The sequence below is a fragment of the Allobosea eneae genome (assembly GCF_042657265.1).
GTDB lineage: Bacteria > Pseudomonadota > Alphaproteobacteria > Rhizobiales > Beijerinckiaceae > Allobosea > Allobosea eneae.
Window position 1 is genome coordinate 142,493 of record NZ_JBHSLW010000018.1, and the last position, 18,317, is coordinate 160,809.

Here is an 18,317-nt window from a genome sequence, read left to right on the forward strand (position 1 = left end):
AAAGCTCAGCGGATGCCCTTGGCCGAGAGGTCGACGACCTGGGCCGCCTTCTCCTTGGTGACGAGGTTCGGGCCGGAGGGGACGTTGCCGCCGGGGACGAGGCCGTACTCGGCATTGAGCGCCAGGAAAGCGACCGGCAGATAGCCCTGCAGGAACTGCTGCTGGTCGATGCCGAAGGCCGCTTCGCCCGCCACGATCGCCTTGAGGAAATTGGCCGAAAGATCGAAGGTGGCGACGCGGACGCTGGTGATCTTGCCGGCCTCCTTGACGCCCGCAAGGGTCGGCTCGCCGCCGAGCGAGGCGCTCAGCGCCATCACCGTGTCGACGCTGGCGTCGGAGAGCGCCGCCTTGACCTTGGAGCGGATCTCGGACGGGTCGTTCGAGACCGGCAGCACGGTGACCTTGCCCTTGAAGCCTTCGGCAAAACCCTTGCAGCGCAAATCGAGCGCGACATTGCCGACCTCGTGGTTGACGCAGACGCCGACCTTGCCGCCCATGCTGGCGAGCTTCTCGCCGGCGGCCTTGCCGGCATCGAACTCGTCCTGGCCGACATGCAGGAGCGCGCCGAGCTTCTTCGAGACGTCGGAGCCCGAGTTCATCGAGATCACCGGGATGCCGGCGGCGACGGCCTTCTGGATGGACGGGCCGAGCGCCGAGGCGTCGGGGATCGAGACGACCAGGCCGGCCGGCTTCTGGTTCACCGCGGCATCGATCAATTGGCTCATCGCGACCATGTCGAAGGTCTCGGGCGCGCGGTAGTCGACGGCGACCTTCAGATCGGCCGCCGCCTTGGCGACGCCGTTCTTGACCACCGACCAGAACGGATCCGCGGCCTGGCCATGGCTGACGACGATGATCCTGGTCTGCTGCGCGACGCTCGGCGTCGTCCCTGCAACCGCGATGGCGGCGGCAGCAATCATCCCTGCGAGAAAACGCTTCATCTCATCCTCCCTTGCGGGGATGTCCCCGCTGTCGTTATCGGTCCGATCGGGCTCGATCGGCCGGTTGTCCGGCGATTTGGCCGGCCGCGAAGCGTCGCGGACTGCCTGGGATGGCGTAGGAGGGAGGACGCGCCAGGCGCGACCGCCGACACTGCGCTTCAGTCAAAACGAAACAAAAAAACCGTTTTTAATACTCAATGGAACAATCATTCCATCGTGCATGCGCAGCTGTCAAGCGCCTTCTGCGCCGCCGACATACCCGGGCGTGTGGCGACCCGTGCCACGAAGACCGACGAAACCCATCACCAATATCGATTTGCCAGCAGCGGGCCGAGGCCTCGATTGTCGTTGCTCGAGGCGGCGCGCTCAGCGTCCGGAAACAGGGGGAATCCATGGGCCTGCCAGCGACCGCGCGCATCGATATCGGGCGCTTCTGGACGACGATCGAGCGTTCCGGCGAGATCGGGGTCGGCCGGCCGGGCGGGCTGTCACGGCTGGCGCTCGGTGATGCCGACCGGGAGGTCCGCGACGCCTTCATCGCCTGGTGCCGGGAGGCGGGGTTGAGCGTCCGGATCGACGGCATCGGCAACATCTTCGCGCGGCGGGCCGGGCAGGACGACAGCCTGCCGCCGGTGGTGATGGGCAGCCATCTCGACACGCAGGTGAATGGCGGGCGCTTCGACGGCATTGCCGGCGTGCTCGGCGGGCTGGAGGTCTGCCGCACGCTCGACCGGCTCGGCCACCGCACGAAACGGCCGATCGAAGTGGTCAACTGGACCAATGAGGAGGGTGGGCGTTTCTCGCCGCCGATGGTCGGATCGGGCTGCTTCACCGGCGCCTATACGCTCGACTGGGCGCTGGGTCGGCGCGACGATGACGGCAGGACGATCGGCGAGGAGCTCGACCGGATCGGCTATCGCGGGCAGATGGAGGCGACGCCCCATCCATTCGACGCCTATGTCGAATTCCATATCGAGCAGGGCCCTATCCTCGACCGCGAGGGCATGCAGGTCGGCGTCGTCACCGGCGGCTATGCCAGCACCGGCATGCTGGTCGAGTTCAAGGGGGAGACCGCCCATACCGGCCCCTGGCCGATGGAGCGGCGCAAGAACGCGCTGATCGCCGGGGCGCGCCTGCTGGTGGCGGTCGATGATCTCGGCTGGGAGCATGCCGGCAGCGGCGGCAAGGCGACGGCCTCGCGTTTGGTCGCCTGGCCGAACAAGCCCGGCATCCTCTCCGACTGGGCCCAGGCGACCTGCGACGTCCGCCATGCCGATCCGGAAACCGCCAAGGTGATGGCCGAGCGCGTGCGCCGTGCCGTGCATGAGGCGGCGGCGCGGGCCGATTGCACCGCCGAGATCCTCGACATCTGGAGCTGGGGCGGCAAGATCTTTGCCGAGGAGCTGATCGAGCAGGTCCGCTCGACCTCGCTAGGACTCGGCTATCGCACGCGCGATATCCTGAGCCAGGCCGGGCACGACGCCTATTTCGTCGCCCGCCATGCGCCGGCGACGATGATCTTCGCGCCCTGCAAGGGCGGCATCACCCACAACAACCAGGAGCTCTGCACGCCCGATGACCTGGAACCGGGTCTCAACGTGCTGCTGCACACCGTGGTGGCGCGGGCGGATCGTTAAGCGTCAGCCAATCGCGGCGACGCATTCGATCTCGATGTCGAAAGGCAATGGCCACGGCCGGATCGCGGCGCTGGTCCGGGCCGGGAAGCCGTCCGTGAAATAAGTCCGGTAGACCGCGTTAACGCCAGCCATTAGCGCGGGATCGGTGACGAAAATCGTCGCCTTGACGACGGCGTCGAGCGAAGCGCCGCCATGGCGCAGAGTCACGGCGAGCGCCTCCATCGCGGCGCGGGTCTGCATTTCGATATCGCCGCTGACGATCTCGCCGGTCGTCACGTCGATCGGCGGCATGCCACAGGTGAAGAGCAGGTCGCCGGCGCGAGCTAGTGCCGAGGTCGGCGCGCCGAGCCGGCGGATCGCCTCGGAGATGACGGGGACTTCGATGATCTCGCGGCGCATGGTGGTCCCCGCTTCCCCTTGTTGCAGACGGATAAGCCGGCTTAACGGCGCCGCAGCAGGCCGTCGATGCCGGCGGCGCAGAAGCTGGTCAGGCGCTGCAGGAGCTGCTCGGCGTTCTCGACCACCGGTACCGCCCCGCGCTCCTGGTCGAGCCGCATGGCGCGGTCGCCGGCAGCCATAGTCGTGACGAGCGCGCCGACCATGAAGAGATAGGCATCGACGAGCGCGCCCTCCGGTGCCTGCGGATAGAGCTTGCCCAGCGCCGCGACGAACTGCCGTGCGGTCGGATCGAAATGCTCGGCGACGACGCCGCGCGCCGCCTCGCGCGGGTCGACGGCCTCGCGGGCGGTCATCATGGCGAAGGCTGCGCCCTGCACGCCTTCGCTGAAACGCTGGCGCACGGACGGGCCGATCAGGGCGGCGACGATCTCGCCGACATCGAGCACCGGCCGGGCCATGGCCTCGCCCAGGGCCTGCGCGCGCGCCAGCGCCAGAGCATGCGCCCGGCGGGCAAAGACGGCGCGGTAGAGCGCCTCCTTCGAGCCGAAATGATAGCTGAGCTGCGAGAGTCGCACGCCGGCCGCGGCCGCAAGATCGCGCATCGAGGCGCCATCGGCGCCGCCGCGCTCGGCGAAGAGCCGTTCGGCGGCGTCGAGAATGCGGTCGCGCGTCGGCATCGCGGACATCGGGCCCCTCCAGAATCCAGCGATTCCCCTCTTACCAGAAACAGGGCGCCCTGCTATAGGTCGGACGTTCGTCCAAATTCGAACGACAGAGAATACATCCTCAAGGGAGGACATACCGGCATGCTGCCAGGCCGCCTCGTCGATCTGTCGATTCCGCTCGAGAACGACGTTCCTGCCGATCCGCCCTTCCAGAAGGTCAGAATCGACTATCGCACGCATCAGGCGACGGCAAAGGACATCGCTGCGGCCTTTCCCGGCCTGAAGCCCGAGCAGCTCCCGGACGGCATGGGCTGGGCAGTCGAGCTCGCGACGATCTCGACCCATAACGGCACCCATATCGACGCGCCCTGGCACTACCATCCGACGCAGGATGGCGGCGCTCCGGCGCTCCGGATCGACGAATGCCCGCTCGACTGGTTCTTGCAGCCGGGCGTGAAACTGGATTTCCGCCATCTGCCCGACGGACACGTCGTCACCCCTGCCGAGATCGACGCCGAGCTTAAGCGCATCGGCCATGTCTTGAGCCCGTTGGAGATCGTCATCGCCAACACACGGGCCGGCGCCCGCTATGGCCAGGCCGACTATGTCGATTCCGGTTGCGGTTTCGGCCGCGAGGCGACGCTGCATCTGGTCCGGCAGGGCATCAAGGTCGTCGGCACCGATGGCTGGAGCTGGGACGCGCCGTTCAGCCATACCGCCCGCCGCTTTGCGCAGACCGGCGACGCCTCGCTGATCTGGGAAGGCCACAAGGCCGGGCGCGAGGCCGGCTACTGCCAGATCGAGAAGCTGCACAATCTCGAAGCGCTGCCGGCGACCGGCTTCACCATCAGCTGCCTGCCGGTGAAGGTCCGCAACGGCTCGGCCGGCTGGACGCGGGCAGTCGCCATTCTACCGGTCTGAGCGCAGGGACGAAGGAAAGCCTCATGAGCAAGGTCATCATCACCTGCGCCGTCACCGGCGGCATCCATACGCCGACCATGTCGGATCACCTGCCGATCACCCCGGACGAGATCGCCAGCCAGGCGATCGCGGCGGCGGAAGCCGGCGCGGCGATCCTGCATCTGCACGCTCGCGATCCCCGGGACGGCCGCCCAACGCCGGACCCTGCCGTGTTCATGGAGTTCCTGCCGCGGATCAAGCAGGCGACCGATGCCGTCGTGAACATTACCACTGGTGGTGGCCTGACCATGACCGTCGAGGAGCGCCTCGCCGCGCCGCTCAAGGCCGCGCCGGAGATGTGCTCGCTCAACATGGGCTCGATGAATTTTGCGCTGCATCCGCTGGCGGAGAAGTACAGCGACTGGAAGCACCCCTGGGAGCAGCCTTACCTCGCCAACACCAAGGACTTCATCTTCCGCAACACCTTCGGCGATATCGAACGCATCTACAAGCTGCTCGGCGAGGGCCACGGCACCAAGTTCGAGCACGAATGCTACGATGTCGGGCACCTCTACAATCTCGCCCATTGCCTCGATCGCGGCTGGTTCCGGCCGCCGGTCTTCCTGCAGTTGATCTTCGGGATTCTCGGCGGCATCGGCGCCGATCTCGACAACCTGATGTTCATGAAGCGTACCGCCGACAAGCTCTTCGGTCGGGACTACCACTGGTCGGTTCTCGCTGCCGGGCGCCATCAGATGGCCTTCTGCACGCAGGCGGCGATGCTGGGCGGCAATGTCCGCGTCGGGCTCGAGGACAGCCTGTTCATCGGCAGGGGCAAGCTCGCCACCTCCAATGCCGAGCAGGTCGCCAAGATCCGCCGCATCGTCGAGGAGCTCGGCTACGAGATCGCCACCCCCGATGAGGCCCGCGCCACGCTCGGCCTCAAGGGCGGCGACCGCGTGAACTTCTGATGTCACCCCCACCCAACCCGCTTGACGGCTTTGTCATCGATCCCGCCGCGATCACCTATGTCGGCGAGGGCCTGCAGCGGCCGGAATGCATCCTGGCCGAGCGCGACGGCTCGCTCTGGAGCGCCGATGCGCGCGGCGGCGTCGTCCATATCCGGCCGGACGGCACGCAGCAGCTGATCACGCAGAGGGCGAGCCGCGGCTTCGCCGAGGCAGCCGACGAGGAGGCACGCTTCGTCTCCGGCACCTTGCCGAATGGCCTTGCCTTCGCCCGCAATGGCGATGTCCTCATCTCGAATTTCGGCACCGACCGGCTGGAGCTGATGACGCGCTCGGGCGAGACGCGCGTGCTCGTCGACAGCATCGATGGGCAGGCGATCGGCAAGGTCAATTTCGTGCTGCGCGACAGCAAGGACCGGATCTGGCTGACGATCTCGACGCGGACGAGGAACTGGATGCGGGCGATGAGCCCCAATGTCCGCGACGGTTCTATCGCGCTCTATAATGGCGGACGCCTGCGCATTGTCGCCGATGGCTTCGCCTTCACCAACGAGATCAGGCTCGATGCCAGCGAGGAGTGGCTCTACGTCGCCGAGACCTGCGCCTGCCGGGTGACGCGATTGCGGGTCGGGGACGATGGCAGCCTGAGCGACCGCGAGATCTTCGGCCCGAGCGATCATGGCGCCTTCATCGACGGCATCGCTTTCGACGCCCATGGCAATCTCTGGGGCACGCATGTGATGCTCGACCGGGTCTTCGCGATCACGCCCGAGGGCGAGCTGCGCATCCTGCTCGACGACGATCGCGGCAGCACTGCCGGCAAGGCGCTGATGGAAGCCTTCGCCCGCGACGAAGCGACGCCCGAACTGATGCTCGCCTGCGGCGGCACGATCGCGCCCTGGTTCGCCAGCATCACCTTCGGCGGTGCCGATCTCAGCACCGCCTATATCGGCAGCCTGCGCGGCAGCCGCATTCCCAGTTTCAGATCACCGGTCGCCGGCCTGCCGATGGCGCACTGGCACGACCGCTAGCAACGACAAACGACAAGCACGGGAGGAATTCACATGAAGGGTCTGGTTTCGGCGCTCACTCTGACCACCGCATTGCTCGGCGCCCTGCCCGCCGCGGCCGAATTCTCGGACGGCGCCGTCAAGATCGGTGTGCTGACCGACATGTCCGGCGTCTATTCCGACATCACCGGCAAGGGCTCGATCACGGCCGCCCGCATGGCGGTCGAGGACTGCCTGAAGGCCGAATGCCAGGGCATGAAGATCGAGGTCGTCTCGGCCGACCACCAGAACAAGGCCGATATCGGCTCGGCGATCGCCCGCGAATGGATCGACCGGCAGGGCGTCGACGTCCTCGCCGACATGTCCAACGCGTCGCTGCAGCTCGCCATCCCGCCGTTGCTGAAGGACAAGAACCGCGTCGGCCTCTTCCCCGGCGGCACGGCGCGCCTGACCGGCGACGCCTGCCAGCCCGACCATATCGTCCAGTGGATGTGGGACACCTATGTCCAGGTCGCCGGGATCGCCAATCACCTGACCAAGCCCGGCACCAAATGGTATCTGGTCACCGCCGACTACGCGCTCGGCCACCAGCTCGAGGCCGATGCCAAGACGCTCGTCACCGCCAAGGGCGGCACCTATGTCGGCTCTGTCCGACATGCTTTCCCTGCGGTCGATCTCTCCTCGCAGCTGCTGACGGCGCAGGGCTCGGGCGCCGACCTGATCGCGCTCGCCAATGCCGGCGGCGATACCGTCGCCGGGATCAAGACCGCCCGCGATTTCGGCATCGGCCAGGACAAGCAGAAGCTGGTCGCCTTCTTCCTGACCGCGATGGACGTGAAGAGCGTCGGCCTTGCCTCGGCGCAAGGCACGATCCTGACCGAGGGCTTCTACTGGAACATCGACGAGCGCACCCGCGCTTTCTCGGAGCGCTTCAAGACGGCGCATGGCGCGGTGCCCTCGGCGATCCAGGCCGGCGTCTATTCCTCGGTCCGGCATTATCTCAAGGCGGTCGTCGCGGCGAAGTCGGACGAGGCCAAGACCGTGATCGCCAAGATGCGGGAGGTTCCGATCGAGGACGAGGTCGTTCGCAACGCCAAATTGCGCGAGGACGGGCGCATGGTCCACGACTTCTACGTCTTCCAGGTCAAGAAGCCGGCGGAATCGAAGGGCGAATGGGACCTCTACGACCTCGTCGCCACCATCCCCGGCGACCAGGCCTTCCGCCCGCTCGCCCAGAGCGCCTGCCCGGCGATCAAGAAGTAGCCGCGCGCTTCAGGCGAAGCGGCGCTGCCGCGGCCCGGCCTCGGACGGCAGGCCGACCTTGAGGTCGATGACGAAGCGGCCCTGATCGAGCACCAGCACGCGCTGGGCGAGATGGATCGCTTCGTCGACGTCATCGGTGACGAGCTCTCAGCGCGTCTTCTCCGATCAGCAGCCGCATACCTGCCGGTCCGGTTGCTCGACCTTGGCAGGACCGCGTCCGTCAAACCGTCGATGCCCGGGATCCCGTCCTAGGATCAGGGCCAGGTCGGCGGCCGTCCCGCGAAGAATTCACGAGAGCTCGACCGCAACGATCCGGCTTTTTCGATAACGCCATTCGATGATCGCCTTACACCCGTTAGATTAGGTGCTCTTTTCCGCCCCAGCCGATCGGCTAACGTAGAGGCAATGAAGATCATCGGATGATGGCGGCTCGGCCATCGTCATCGGCTTGGGACGCAAGTGGCCGTGAGGCGAGGATTGCTCGACGTCTACGACGAGGACCGCGTGTCGGTGATCAGCCGGAACGTGGCGGCGGCCATCGATGCCGCAACGTTCGGCGAGGGCTCCTGGGACCGGGTGCCGGCGATCCTGAGCGAGGCTTTCCCTGGCTCCTGGGGAGGGCTCGCCAACATGAATTTCCCCGAAAGCCGCCTCAACTTTCTATCGCTCCAGAACATGGAGCCGGCCTTCGTGACCGCCTATGCGGAGCATTTCGCCTATATCAATCCCTGGAACGCCTATTGGCGGAGCCTGAAGGGAACGACTATTGGCGCCTCGGAAGAGGTCTGCCCGGCGAGGGCGTTCACCAACACGGAATTCTACAATGATTGGCTGCTGCCTCAGGGCGGTGCCATCGCCGCCTCCGGCATGAAGATCGTTGGCGAGAGCGACGAGGTCGCGAATCTGCTTCTGCACTACCCGCTCTCGAAATCCGGCCGTTACGACCGGGCGGCCGTGGCTGTTCTGAGCAACGTCCGCGGCAACTTCGAGCGTTCGATCAATCTCGCCCGCCTGCTGCGCTCGGATGTGGAAACGGCGGTCGCCAAAGCCGCCTTGGTGGAGCGCAGCCGCTATGCGGCTTTCGTCGTCGCCGGCGATCGGCGCCTACGCGACACCAATGCCCTGGCCGAGCGCCTCTTCGTCTCGGGACAATGCGCGACCATACGACACGGCCGCTGCCATCTGGCGGATGCAGGCGCCGATGCCCGCTTCGCAGCAGCGCTGGCCCTGCTTTCTCAGGGCAGGCCCACATCCGCCTCGCGCATCGGTTTCCGCACGGCCTCCGGCGCCTGGCAAGTATCGGTCGCCGCGCTGCCGATCGCCCAGCCGGTCAGGGGCCGGCTCATTCTGCTTCCACCCGAGCGGCTGATCCTGGTGCAGATCGTCGAGCTCGGCTCGAAAGGATTGGATGGTGGCGACCTTGCGCCTCTCGCCCCTGCCTTTGGTCTCACGCCATCGGAGATCGCGCTCTGCCGGCGACTCCTATCGGGCGCATCGGTCGGCGATGCCGCCGAGCAGCTCGGCATCACCCAGGAAACCGTCAGGACGAGACTGAAGATGATCTTCCAGAAGACCGGCACCTCGCGGCAGGCCGAGCTGATGCTGCTTTTGGCCAGGGCGGGCTAGCGGGCGATCGCTTGGCAAACCACAACCCGGGCAGCGCCGCTGCCTTGATGCCGAAGGTCAAAAGAGCTTGCGATCTTGCCGGAGAGATTTGGTGGAGCCAGGCGGAATCGAACCGCCGACCTCTTGAATGCCATTCAAGCGCTCTCCCAACTGAGCTATGGCCCCACTCTGCCGACCTTCTTGGGGAAAGGCCGGGAAATCATCGCGATCCTTAAGGCTCCTTGGAGCCGGTCCGCGCTCGTCGCCGCAGCGACGAAGCGCTCTATAGGCAAGCTTGCGGCAAGACACAAGCACTGATGTCACGTTATCGTCGCGCTTTTTTCAGGAGCGCGATCCGACCCGATTTCGGCACCGCTCAGACGTCTTCGTCGCCCTCGATGTCGCCATCGATCAGGTCGGAGACGTCGTCGTCGCCTTCCTCGTCCTCTTCCAGGAAGGTGTCATCGTCATCGCCGGCGACGCCGTCATCCTCGATCTCGATGTCGTCGTCGGTGGTGACCACCGGCTCCTTCTCGGCAGCCTCAGCATCAGCGTCGTCGAGCGAGACGAGCTCGACCGCGCCGTCGGCGACCTCCGTCTCGTCCTCGTCATCCGCCGGCTTCGGCGCCGGAGCGGCAGCCTTGGCCTGCGGCTCGAACAGCGAGCGCGGATAGGACTGACCGGTATAGGGCGAGACAATCGGATCCTTGTCGAGATCGTAGAATTTGCGGCCCGTGACCGGGCAAACGCGCTTGGTACCAAGTTCCGGTTTCGCCACGGCGTCGGACCTTCAAGTTCGGACAGAGTTCATAAAAAGCAGGGGCGTCCGTTAGTCGGGCAAAGCGTCCCTGTCAAATATTGATTTGGCCGCGGCGCGAGCCTGCGGCATCGGCTGTAAAACCGCTTCGCATCGGCGCGTCCCGTGCTTTAGAACTCTGCCCTCTCGATAGCACTGACGAAAGACGGGAATCGTGCCAGCAAGCCAGCCGACAGCCGCTCCGATCCAGCAGGCAGACCGGCTGGTCATCGCCGTCGATGGGCCGGCCGCCTCCGGCAAGGGCACGCTGGCGCGCCGGCTCGCCGCGCATTACGGCCTGCCCTATCTTGACACCGGCTTGCTCTACCGCATGGTCGCCCGCACTCTGCTCGACGCCGGCGAGCCGCTCGACGATGCGCAAGCCGCAGCCGCGAGCGCGGCCGGCTTCGACGATGCTGCAATCGACGAATCGCGGCTGCGTGGCCGGGAGATCGGCGAGGCCGCCTCGGTGGTGGCGGCGATCCCCGCGGTCCGGCGCGCTTTGATCGATCGACAGCGCCGCTTTGCGGCGGCCGATGGCGGCGCAGTACTCGACGGGCGCGACATCGGCACGGTGATCTGCCCGGACGCGACCGTGAAGCTCTTCGTCACAGCAACTCCGGAGGTCCGCGCCGCGCGACGGCACAAGGAGCTGGCGGGGCGGGGCGAGACCGCCACCTTCGACGGCATCCTGGCCGATATCCGCCGCCGCGACGCCAGGGATGCGGGCCGCGGCGACGCGCCGCTGAAGGCGGCGGAGGATGCGGTGCAGCTCGACACCTCAGCGCTCGGCGTCGAGGAAGCCTTCCAGGCCGCGCTCGCCATCGTCGAGGATCGCCGGCGCGGATAATCCTTTCAAAGGCATCGATTTGTGCAAGCCGATGCTCATTTTCCGACCTGAACTTGCGTTTTCGTGCTTTGCGCGAATCGAAACCGGGCGCAGACTTCAATGACATTCGTTTGAAGCCTGCCTTCGCCCGAAACCGCCTTCTTTCGGCGTCACGCTTCGACGACAGATGACGGAGGTTTCGATGCGGCGCTGGCTGTTCGGTCTCTTTTGTCTCGCTGCCGCTGGCGCTTGGCCCGCCTCGGCGCCTGATGCCCAGCAGGCGGCGCCGCCGCCCGAGGAGGTCGACGTCGCCCTCGTCCTGGCGGTCGACGTCTCCTATTCGATGGACGTCGACGAGCTCGCTCTGCAGCGCAACGGCTATATCGAGGCCTTCCGCTCGAAGCAGTTGCACGAAGCCATCGCAAAAGGCGCGATCGGCAAGATCGCCGTCACCTATTTCGAATGGGCGGGCGGCGACTTCCAGCACATCGTCCGCCCCTGGACGATCATCGAGACCCCGCAATCGGCGATCGCCTTCGCCGAGGAGCTTGGCGAGGCTCCGACCCGGCGCGGCCGGCGCACCTCGATCTCCGGAGCGATCGACCTCGCCGTCTCGCTGCTCGAGGCAAGCAATGTCACGCCGATGCGCCGCGTCATCGACATCTCCGGCGACGGCGCCAACAATGACGGGCGCCCGGTGACGGCCGCCCGCGACGCCGCCCGCGACAAGGGCATCGCCATCAATGGCCTGCCGGTGATGCTGAAGCAGGCGAGCTATTTCGACATCGACAATCTCGACGTCTATTACGAGGACTGCGTCGTCACCGGCGTCGGCGCCTTCGTCATTCCGATCCGCGAGCGCCATCAATTCGTCGACGCGACCAGGACCAAGCTGGTGCGCGAGATCGCCGAGATGCCGGCCTCCGGCCCCGATACCTTGATCCAGAAGGCACAGGCGAAGGCGCCGCGCGTCTCCTGCATGCAGGGCGAGCGGCAATGGCGCGACCGGATGGGGAACTGACCGGCGCAGTCAGGTCTTGCCGGCGCGAATTGCCCGGCTGGCATGGAAGAGGATCAGCGTCGTCACGCCGATCAGCGACATCACGATCGGAAGCGGCAGCGCGCTGCCCTTGAGCAGATGGCCGACCAGCAAACCGACGCAGGCCGCGAGCAGCATCTGGCACAGGCCGGTCAGGGACGAGGCTGCGCCGGCCCGGTCCGGGAAGGGCATCATCGCCGACGCCTGCGCCTGTGGCATGACGAGGCCGACGCCGCAGGCATAGAGCGCCATCGGCGCGACGACGCCGGCCGCTCCGCCAAAACCGATGGCGATGGCGACGAGCATGGCGAGGCCGCCAGCGGCAAGGCAGATCACGCCGAGCCCGATCACACCGTCGAGGCCGCGGCGACCGACAAGGCGCTGCGCGATGATCGTGCCGAGGATGAAGCCCAGCACGGCGCAGCCGAAGGACAGGCCATAGGCCGGCGCCGACAGGCCGTAGACGCCCATCAGCACGAAGGAGGAGCCTGAGATGAAGGCGAAGAGCCCGGCATAGGCGAGCGAGGTCAGGGCGACATAGACCCGATAGGGTCGGTTCCGGAGCAGCAGCCGGTAACCGCGCAGGATCGCCGGCAGCGACAGGCCGTCCGGCGAGCGCTGGCGCAGCGTTTCCGGCATGATCGCCGCGATGATGGCGAGCATGGCGAGCGCGAAGACCAGCGACGCCAGGAAGGTCGAGCGCCAGCCGAAGGCATTTTGCAGCAGGCCGCCGAGGACGGGCGCGATCGCCGGCACCAGCCCCATGATCATGCCCATGCGGGCGAGCTCGCGGCCGGCGCGCGGGCCTTCGTAGAGATCGCGCACCATGGCGCGGCCGAGGACGATCGGCCCGGACGCACCAAGCGCCTGGGCGAAACGGGCGCCGATCAGCGCCTCGATCGAGGGTGCGAAGGCGCAGGCGAGGGTGGTGACTATGAAGAGGCCGAGGCCGATCATCAGCACCGGCCGGCGGCCGAGCCGGTCCGAGAGCGGGCCCCAGATGATCTGGCCGGCGGCATAGCCGAACAGGAACGCCGAGAGCGTCGCCTGCGCGCCGGCGAAATCCGTGCCCATCACCCGCGCGATCTCTGGCAGCGAGGGCAAATAGAAATCGGTCGAGAGCGGGCCGAGCGCCGTCAGCATGGCGAGGACGGCGGTCATCGCCAAGGTGTCGGGGCGCAGTGGCATCGGGGCTTCCTTCGGACGCCGCGTTTAGACCAAGTCGATGCGCGACGGAACCAGACCGTCATTGCGAGGAGCGAAGCGACGAAACGATCTAGGGGAGGTAGGGCTCTGCTGCCCCTGGATTGCTTCGCTTACGCTCGCAAAGCCGGGTGAATGCTCAGCGGAAGAAGATCAGGGTCTGCAGCAGGAAGAGCGGGACCAGGATCGCGCCCGACCAGAGCATGTAGCCGAAGAAGCTCGGCATCGCGACCTTCCGGTCCTTGGCGATAGCATAGACCATGAAGTTCGGCGCGTTGCCGATATAGGTGTTGGCGCCCATGAAGACGGCGCCGGCCGAGATCGCGGTCAGCGTCAGAGCACCCGTCGTCATCAAAGCCTGCGCATTGCCACCGGCGAGCTCGAAGAAGACCAGGTAGGTCGGCGCATTGTCGAGGAAGGACGACAGGCCGCCGGTCAGCCAAAAATAGGCGACATTATTCGCGCTGCCATCGGCATTGCTGACGAGGGCGACGAGCGGCGCAAACGCGCCGTTGCGGCCGGCCTGCAGCATCGCCAGCACCGGAATGATGCAGGCGAAGATGCCGGCGAAGAGCTTGGCGACCTCCTTGATCGGCCCCCAGCTGAATTCGTTGCCGGCCCGCACCGGCTTCGGCGTCAGGACGAGCGAGAGGCCGGCCAGCGCCAGCAGGACGAAGTCGCGCGCCAGGTTCTGCCATTCGACGGCAACGCCATGGACGGTGAAGGCGACGCCCGGCTTCCAGCTCGCCGACATCAGGATAGCGAGGATGACGCCGGCAAGCAGAAGGATGTTGACCTTGCCGAACAGCTTGATGGCGCGATCCGGCGTCGGGTCGCGCAGCGGCGGGAAATTCTCCTCCTTGCGGAAGAACCAGCTGTCGAGCGCGTAGAACAAGGCGAGCAGGACGGCGACGGCGAACACCGTCTCCGGCAGCAGATGCGTCGTCGTCCAGAAGAAGGAGACGCCGCGTAGGAAGCCGAGGAAGAGCGGCGGGTCGCCGAGTGGGGTCAGCGATCCCCCGATATTCGAGACCAGGAAGATGAAGAGGACGACGACGTGGACGTTGAAGCGCCGGTCGTCATTGGCCCGCAGCACGGGGCGGATCATGATGATCGAGGCGCCGGTGGTGCCGACGAAGCTCGCCATCAGCGTGCCGATCGCGAGCAGCGCCGTGTTGGTCGCCGGCGTACCGTGCAGATTGCCGGTGATCAGGATGCCGCCGGCGATGGTGAACAGCGCGAAGAGCAGGATGATGAAGGGGATGTATTCGAGCAGCCCGGTGTGCAGCAAGGCGCCGAGCGCCGGATCGAGGCCACGGAACAGGACGAGCGGCACGATGACCAGCACGGCCCAGAAGGCGGCGAACTTGCCGTAGTTCAGCTCCCAGAAATGCGGGAACAGCACCGGGCCGAGCGCGATCGAGAGCAGCATCCCGGCGAAGGGCAGGGCCCAGGCGACGCCCATGGTCGCGCCGCCAATGTCGCCAGCGGCGAAGGCGGCCTGGGGGACAAGAGCGAACAGGACCGCCACGCCAGCAAGCTTCATCAGCATCAAATCGGCCCCTTTGCCCGCCCGCTTGCCGCGGGACATCGTCCTCACCCCATTCCAGCGACGGTTATAGCAAGGCCATGGGAGCGACAACCGGGCGACCGCCACCATTATGCCGGCATTCATTCTCATGGAATAATCTTCTCCTGCGGCGTCCCGCCCGCAGCTGATTCGGGACCGTCATGTGCCGTTTCCTCGCCTATGCAGGCGCCCCGGTTTTCCTCGAGGACTTCATCGCCTCGCCCTGCCATTCGCTGATCCACCAGTCGCTGCATGCCGAGGAAGCCAAGACCGGCACCAATGGCGACGGCTTCGGCGTCGGCTGGTATGGCGAGCGGGCCGAGCCCGGCCAGTATCGCGAGATCAGGCCGGCCTGGTCGGATGAGAACCTGCTCTCGATCGCGCGCCTGGTGCGCTCGCATCTGTTCTTCGCGCATGTGCGTGCCGCGACCGGCACCGCCTCGACCCGGGCGAACTGCCATCCCTTCGTTCATGGCCGCCATCTGTTCATGCATAACGGCCAGATCGGCGGCTACGCCGTGATCAAGCGCCGGCTCGAAAGCCTGATTCCCGATGCGCTCTATGACGCCCGCGTCGGCACCACCGATTCGGAGGCCCTGTTCCTGCTGGCGCTGGCGCGCATCGCGGAGGGCGCCGCGCCGGGCGACGCATTGGCGGGGGCGCTCGGCGACGCGCTCGCGCTGATGCAGGAGGCCGGCGTCAGGGAACCCCTGCGCTGCGCCGCCGCCCTTGCCGATGGCGAGACGATCCACGCAATACGCTGGTCGTCCGATCCGAAGCCGCCGACGCTGTATGTCTGCGATCGCGGCGATGCGGTGGTGATCGCCTCCGAACCGGTCGATGCCGCACGGGACTGCTGGCAGGCCCTGCCCTGCAACACGCTGGTCTGCGTCAAGGCCGGCGCGGTCAGCATGACGCCCTTCGAGGTCGGATTGCGGCAGGCGGCCTGAGCCGGCTTGCACCGCGCCGCCGCCTGCGCCACATCGCAGGTGCATGCGCGCCTTTGACACTGCCCTTCCGATCGACGCGGTTCTCGACGCTCTCGCCAGCTCGTTGCGCGAGACGCCGAACGCCGTGCTCGTCGCCCCACCCGGCGCCGGCAAGACGACACGCGTGCCGCTCGCGCTGCTCGACCAGCCCTGGGCTGAAGGCGGCAAGCTGATCGTGCTGGAGCCGCGGCGCCTGGCGGCGCGCGGCGCGGCCAATCGCATGGCGCAGACGCTCGGCGAGCGCGTGGGCGAGACGGTCGGCCTGCGCGTCCGGCTTGGCTCCAAGATCGGGCCGAAGACGCGGATCGAGGTCGTTACCGAAGGCGTCTTCGCCCGGATGATCCTCGATGATCCCACGCTCGACGGCGTCGCCGCCGTGCTGTTCGACGAGTTCCACGAGCGTTCGCTCGACGCCGATTTCGGGCTGGCGCTCGCGCTCGATGCCCAGGCCGGCCTGCGCGAGGACCTCCGCATCCTGGTGATGTCGGCGACGCTGGACGGCGCGCGCGTCGCGAAGCTGCTCGGCGATGCCGAGGTGATCGAGAGCGAGGGCCGCGCCTATCCGGTCGAGACGCGCTATCTCGGCCGCGATCCGTTGAAGCGGATCGAGGACCAGGTCACCGAGGCGGTGCTGCAGGCGCTGAACGAGCAGGCCGGCTCGCTGCTGGTCTTCCTGCCTGGCCAGGGCGAGATTCGCCGGGTCGAGGAGCGGCTGCGCGAGAAGATCCGTGATCCCGCCATCGAGATCGCGCCGCTCTATGGTGCGCTCGATCAATCCGAGCAGGACCGCGCCGTGCTGCCGGCGCCGAAAGGCAGACGCAAGGTCGTGCTCGCGACCTCGATCGCCGAGACCTCGCTGACGATCGAGGGCGTGCGCGTCGTCATCGATTCCGGCCTCGCCCGCGTGCCGCTCTACGAGCCCGATATCGGCGTCACCCGCCTCGTCACCCAGCGCGCCAGCCGGGCCGCCTGCGACCAACGCCGCGGCCGCGCCGGCCGCACCGAGCCCGGCATCTGCTACCGGCTCTGGGAGGAGGCGGGCAATGGCGCGCTCGAAGCCTTCGCCCGGCCGGAAATCCTCTCGGCCGACCTCGCCCCGCTCTTGCTCGACTGCGCCGCCTGGGGCGTCAGCGACCCGACGACACTCGCCTTCCTCGATCCACCGCCTGCGCCGGCGCTGAAAGAGGCAGGGACGCTGCTCGGCGACCTCGACGCCCTCGATCCGGACGGGCGCATTACCGAGGACGGCAAGGCGCTGCAGGTGCTGCCATTACCTCCGCGGCTGGCGCATATGGTCGTCGGCGCAGCGCATCATCGCCAGGCCGAGCCGGCCGCCTTGCTGGCGGCGCTGCTGGTCGAGCGCGGGCTCGGCGGCGATGCGATCGACCTTTCCGAGCGGCTGGAGCGCTTCGGGCGCGAGCGCGGCGGCCGCGCCGCCGACATGCGCCGCCTCGCCGAAGGCTGGGCCAGGCAGGCGGCCAGCAAGGTGGCGGCGGGCACGGAGCAACCGCTCTCGCCCGGCTTCCTGCTCGGCCTCGCCTTCCCCGACCGCGTCGCCAAAGCGCGCCAGCCCGGCTCCGGACAGTACCTCCTCGCCAATGGCCGCGGCGCCGCGCTCGAGCCTGGTCAGAGGCTGGCGCGCGAGCCCTATCTCGTCGTCGGCGAGATGACCGGAAGCGCCCAGCAGGCCCGCATCCTCAGCGCCGCCGCGATAACCGAGGCCGAGATCGCTGCGCTCGCCGCCTCCGGCCTGATCCGGATCGGGCTGTCCGAGCGCAACGAGACCGTGTTCGACCGGCCGGCACGAGCGCTCCGGGCCCGCGCGGTGCGCAAATACGGCGCGCTGGTGCTGGCCGAGCGGCCCCTGCCGGTCGAGGCCTCGGCTGAGAATGCCGCGGTGCTGGCCAAGGGCATCGCGGCGCTCGGTATCGAGATGTTGCCGTGGAGCAAGGCGCAGGCGCAGCTGCGCCAGCGCGTCGCCTTCCTGCGTGCGGCCGAAGGCGAGGATGCCGGCTGGCCCGATCTCTCGGATGGCGGCCTCGCCGAGACCGTCGTGGACTGGCTGGCGCCGCACATCGCCGGGCGAAACTCACTCGCGGCGATCGCCGCGGGCGACCTCGACACAGCCCTCTCGGCCCTGCTGCCCTGGGAGCTGAAGCGGCGGCTCGACGTCGAGGCGCCGACGCATTTTACGGCGCCGACAGGCTCGCAGCTCGCGGTCGACTATGGCGCAGAGGCGGGACCGACCATCTCGGTCCGCGTGCAGGAGCTCTACGGGCTGGCGAAACACCCTTCTCTCGCTGGCGGACGGGTGCCACTCGTGCTGGAGCTGCTCTCGCCGGCGCATCGGCCGATCCAGGTGACGCGCGACCTGCCGGGCTTCTGGTGCGGCTCCTGGGCTGCTGTGAAGAGCGAGATGAAGGGGCGCTATCCGCGCCATCCCTGGCCGGACGATCCGGCCGCGGCAGCGCCGACGACCCGCGCCAAGCCGCGCGGGACGTAA

Annotated in this window: 16 protein-coding genes and 1 tRNA gene; 10 read left to right on the forward strand and 7 right to left on the reverse strand. The window is 67.4% G+C overall.

Features of this window, described 5'->3' with window-relative positions; all coding sequences use genetic code 11:
* Positions 1 to 5 precede the first annotated feature (5 nt).
* The gene (locus ACFPOB_RS13670) at positions 6 to 941 is read right to left on the reverse strand and encodes a sugar ABC transporter substrate-binding protein (protein ID WP_377799016.1); all 936 of its coding nucleotides are present in this window, start codon (positions 939 to 941) and stop codon (positions 6 to 8) included.
* Positions 942 to 1,333: 392 nt separating this feature from the next.
* Between ACFPOB_RS13670 and ACFPOB_RS13675 the strand changes: the two genes are divergently transcribed.
* Entirely contained in the window at positions 1,334 to 2,578 is a 1,245-nt protein-coding gene (locus ACFPOB_RS13675; protein ID WP_377799017.1) for a Zn-dependent hydrolase, read from the forward strand.
* 3 nt (positions 2,579 to 2,581) lie between these two features.
* Here the strand turns inward: ACFPOB_RS13675 and ACFPOB_RS13680 are convergent, their stop codons facing one another.
* Complete coding sequence (locus tag ACFPOB_RS13680) at positions 2,582 to 2,977, reverse strand: RidA family protein (RefSeq protein ID WP_377799018.1); 396 nt, start codon at positions 2,975 to 2,977, stop codon at positions 2,582 to 2,584.
* Positions 2,978 to 3,018: 41 nt separating this feature from the next.
* The gene (locus tag ACFPOB_RS13685; protein WP_377799019.1) at positions 3,019 to 3,663 is read right to left on the reverse strand and encodes a TetR/AcrR family transcriptional regulator; all 645 of its coding nucleotides are present in this window, start codon (positions 3,661 to 3,663) and stop codon (positions 3,019 to 3,021) included.
* A gap of 120 nt (positions 3,664 to 3,783) precedes the next feature.
* On the opposite strand from ACFPOB_RS13685, the gene ACFPOB_RS13690 reads away from it, so the two are divergent.
* The 5 genes from ACFPOB_RS13690 to ACFPOB_RS13710 all read left to right on the forward strand — a co-directional run bounded on the left by ACFPOB_RS13690 (position 3,784) and on the right by ACFPOB_RS13710 (position 9,409).
* On the forward strand, positions 3,784 to 4,563 hold the full coding sequence (locus ACFPOB_RS13690) for a cyclase family protein (protein WP_377799020.1): 780 nt from the start codon (positions 3,784 to 3,786) through the stop codon (positions 4,561 to 4,563).
* A 23-nt stretch (positions 4,564 to 4,586) separates the two neighbouring features.
* Positions 4,587 to 5,513, forward strand: a complete 927-nt coding sequence (kce, locus tag ACFPOB_RS13695; protein ID WP_377799021.1) for a 3,5-dioxohexanoate:acetyl-CoA acetone transferase — start codon at positions 4,587 to 4,589, stop codon at positions 5,511 to 5,513.
* On the forward strand, positions 5,513 to 6,541 hold the full coding sequence (locus ACFPOB_RS13700) for an SMP-30/gluconolactonase/LRE family protein (protein WP_377799022.1): 1,029 nt from the start codon (positions 5,513 to 5,515) through the stop codon (positions 6,539 to 6,541). Before kce ends, ACFPOB_RS13700 begins: the two co-directional genes overlap by 1 nt.
* 33 nt (positions 6,542 to 6,574) lie before the next feature.
* Positions 6,575 to 7,783 carry an ABC transporter substrate-binding protein gene (locus ACFPOB_RS13705; RefSeq protein ID WP_377799023.1) on the forward strand — a complete coding sequence of 403 codons (1,209 nt, stop codon included), beginning with the start codon at positions 6,575 to 6,577 and terminating at the stop codon, positions 7,781 to 7,783.
* Between the two features lie 477 nt (positions 7,784 to 8,260).
* On the forward strand, positions 8,261 to 9,409 hold the full coding sequence (locus tag ACFPOB_RS13710; protein ID WP_377799024.1) for a helix-turn-helix transcriptional regulator: 1,149 nt from the start codon (positions 8,261 to 8,263) through the stop codon (positions 9,407 to 9,409).
* A gap of 89 nt (positions 9,410 to 9,498) precedes the next feature.
* On the opposite strand, the gene ACFPOB_RS13715 is transcribed toward ACFPOB_RS13710, so the two are convergent.
* Together ACFPOB_RS13715 and ACFPOB_RS13720 are read right to left on the reverse strand one after the other, a co-directional pair.
* Positions 9,499 to 9,574 (reverse strand) — tRNA-Ala (locus ACFPOB_RS13715).
* Between the two features lie 190 nt (positions 9,575 to 9,764).
* On the reverse strand, positions 9,765 to 10,166 hold the full coding sequence (locus ACFPOB_RS13720) for a TIGR02300 family protein (protein WP_377799025.1): 402 nt from the start codon (positions 10,164 to 10,166) through the stop codon (positions 9,765 to 9,767).
* A 241-nt stretch (positions 10,167 to 10,407) separates the two neighbouring features.
* On the opposite strand from ACFPOB_RS13720, the gene cmk reads away from it, so the two are divergent.
* Both cmk and ACFPOB_RS13730 read left to right on the forward strand, forming a co-directional pair.
* Positions 10,408 to 11,034: a (d)CMP kinase gene (gene cmk / locus ACFPOB_RS13725; RefSeq protein ID WP_377799070.1), complete on the forward strand. Its 627-nt coding sequence runs from the start codon at positions 10,408 to 10,410 to the stop codon at positions 11,032 to 11,034.
* A 181-nt stretch (positions 11,035 to 11,215) separates the two neighbouring features.
* Positions 11,216 to 12,034 (forward strand): DUF1194 domain-containing protein, encoded by an 819-nt coding sequence (locus ACFPOB_RS13730; RefSeq protein WP_377799026.1) that lies wholly within the window; start codon positions 11,216 to 11,218, stop codon positions 12,032 to 12,034.
* A gap of 9 nt (positions 12,035 to 12,043) precedes the next feature.
* On the opposite strand, the gene ACFPOB_RS13735 is transcribed toward ACFPOB_RS13730, so the two are convergent.
* Together ACFPOB_RS13735 and ACFPOB_RS13740 are read right to left on the reverse strand one after the other, a co-directional pair.
* Complete coding sequence (locus tag ACFPOB_RS13735) at positions 12,044 to 13,240, reverse strand: multidrug effflux MFS transporter (RefSeq protein WP_377799027.1); 1,197 nt, start codon at positions 13,238 to 13,240, stop codon at positions 12,044 to 12,046.
* A 154-nt stretch (positions 13,241 to 13,394) separates the two neighbouring features.
* Positions 13,395 to 14,807, reverse strand: coding sequence for a sodium:proton antiporter (locus tag ACFPOB_RS13740; protein ID WP_377799028.1), 1,413 nt, complete (start codon positions 14,805 to 14,807; stop codon positions 13,395 to 13,397).
* A 179-nt stretch (positions 14,808 to 14,986) separates the two neighbouring features.
* On the opposite strand from ACFPOB_RS13740, the gene ACFPOB_RS13745 reads away from it, so the two are divergent.
* Positions 14,987 to 15,775 carry a class II glutamine amidotransferase gene (locus tag ACFPOB_RS13745; RefSeq protein WP_377799029.1) on the forward strand — a complete coding sequence of 263 codons (789 nt, stop codon included), beginning with the start codon at positions 14,987 to 14,989 and terminating at the stop codon, positions 15,773 to 15,775.
* 43 nt (positions 15,776 to 15,818) lie between these two features.
* A complete protein-coding gene (gene hrpB / locus ACFPOB_RS13750) occupies positions 15,819 to 18,317 on the forward strand; it encodes an ATP-dependent helicase HrpB (protein ID WP_377799030.1) in 2,499 nt (832 codons plus the stop codon).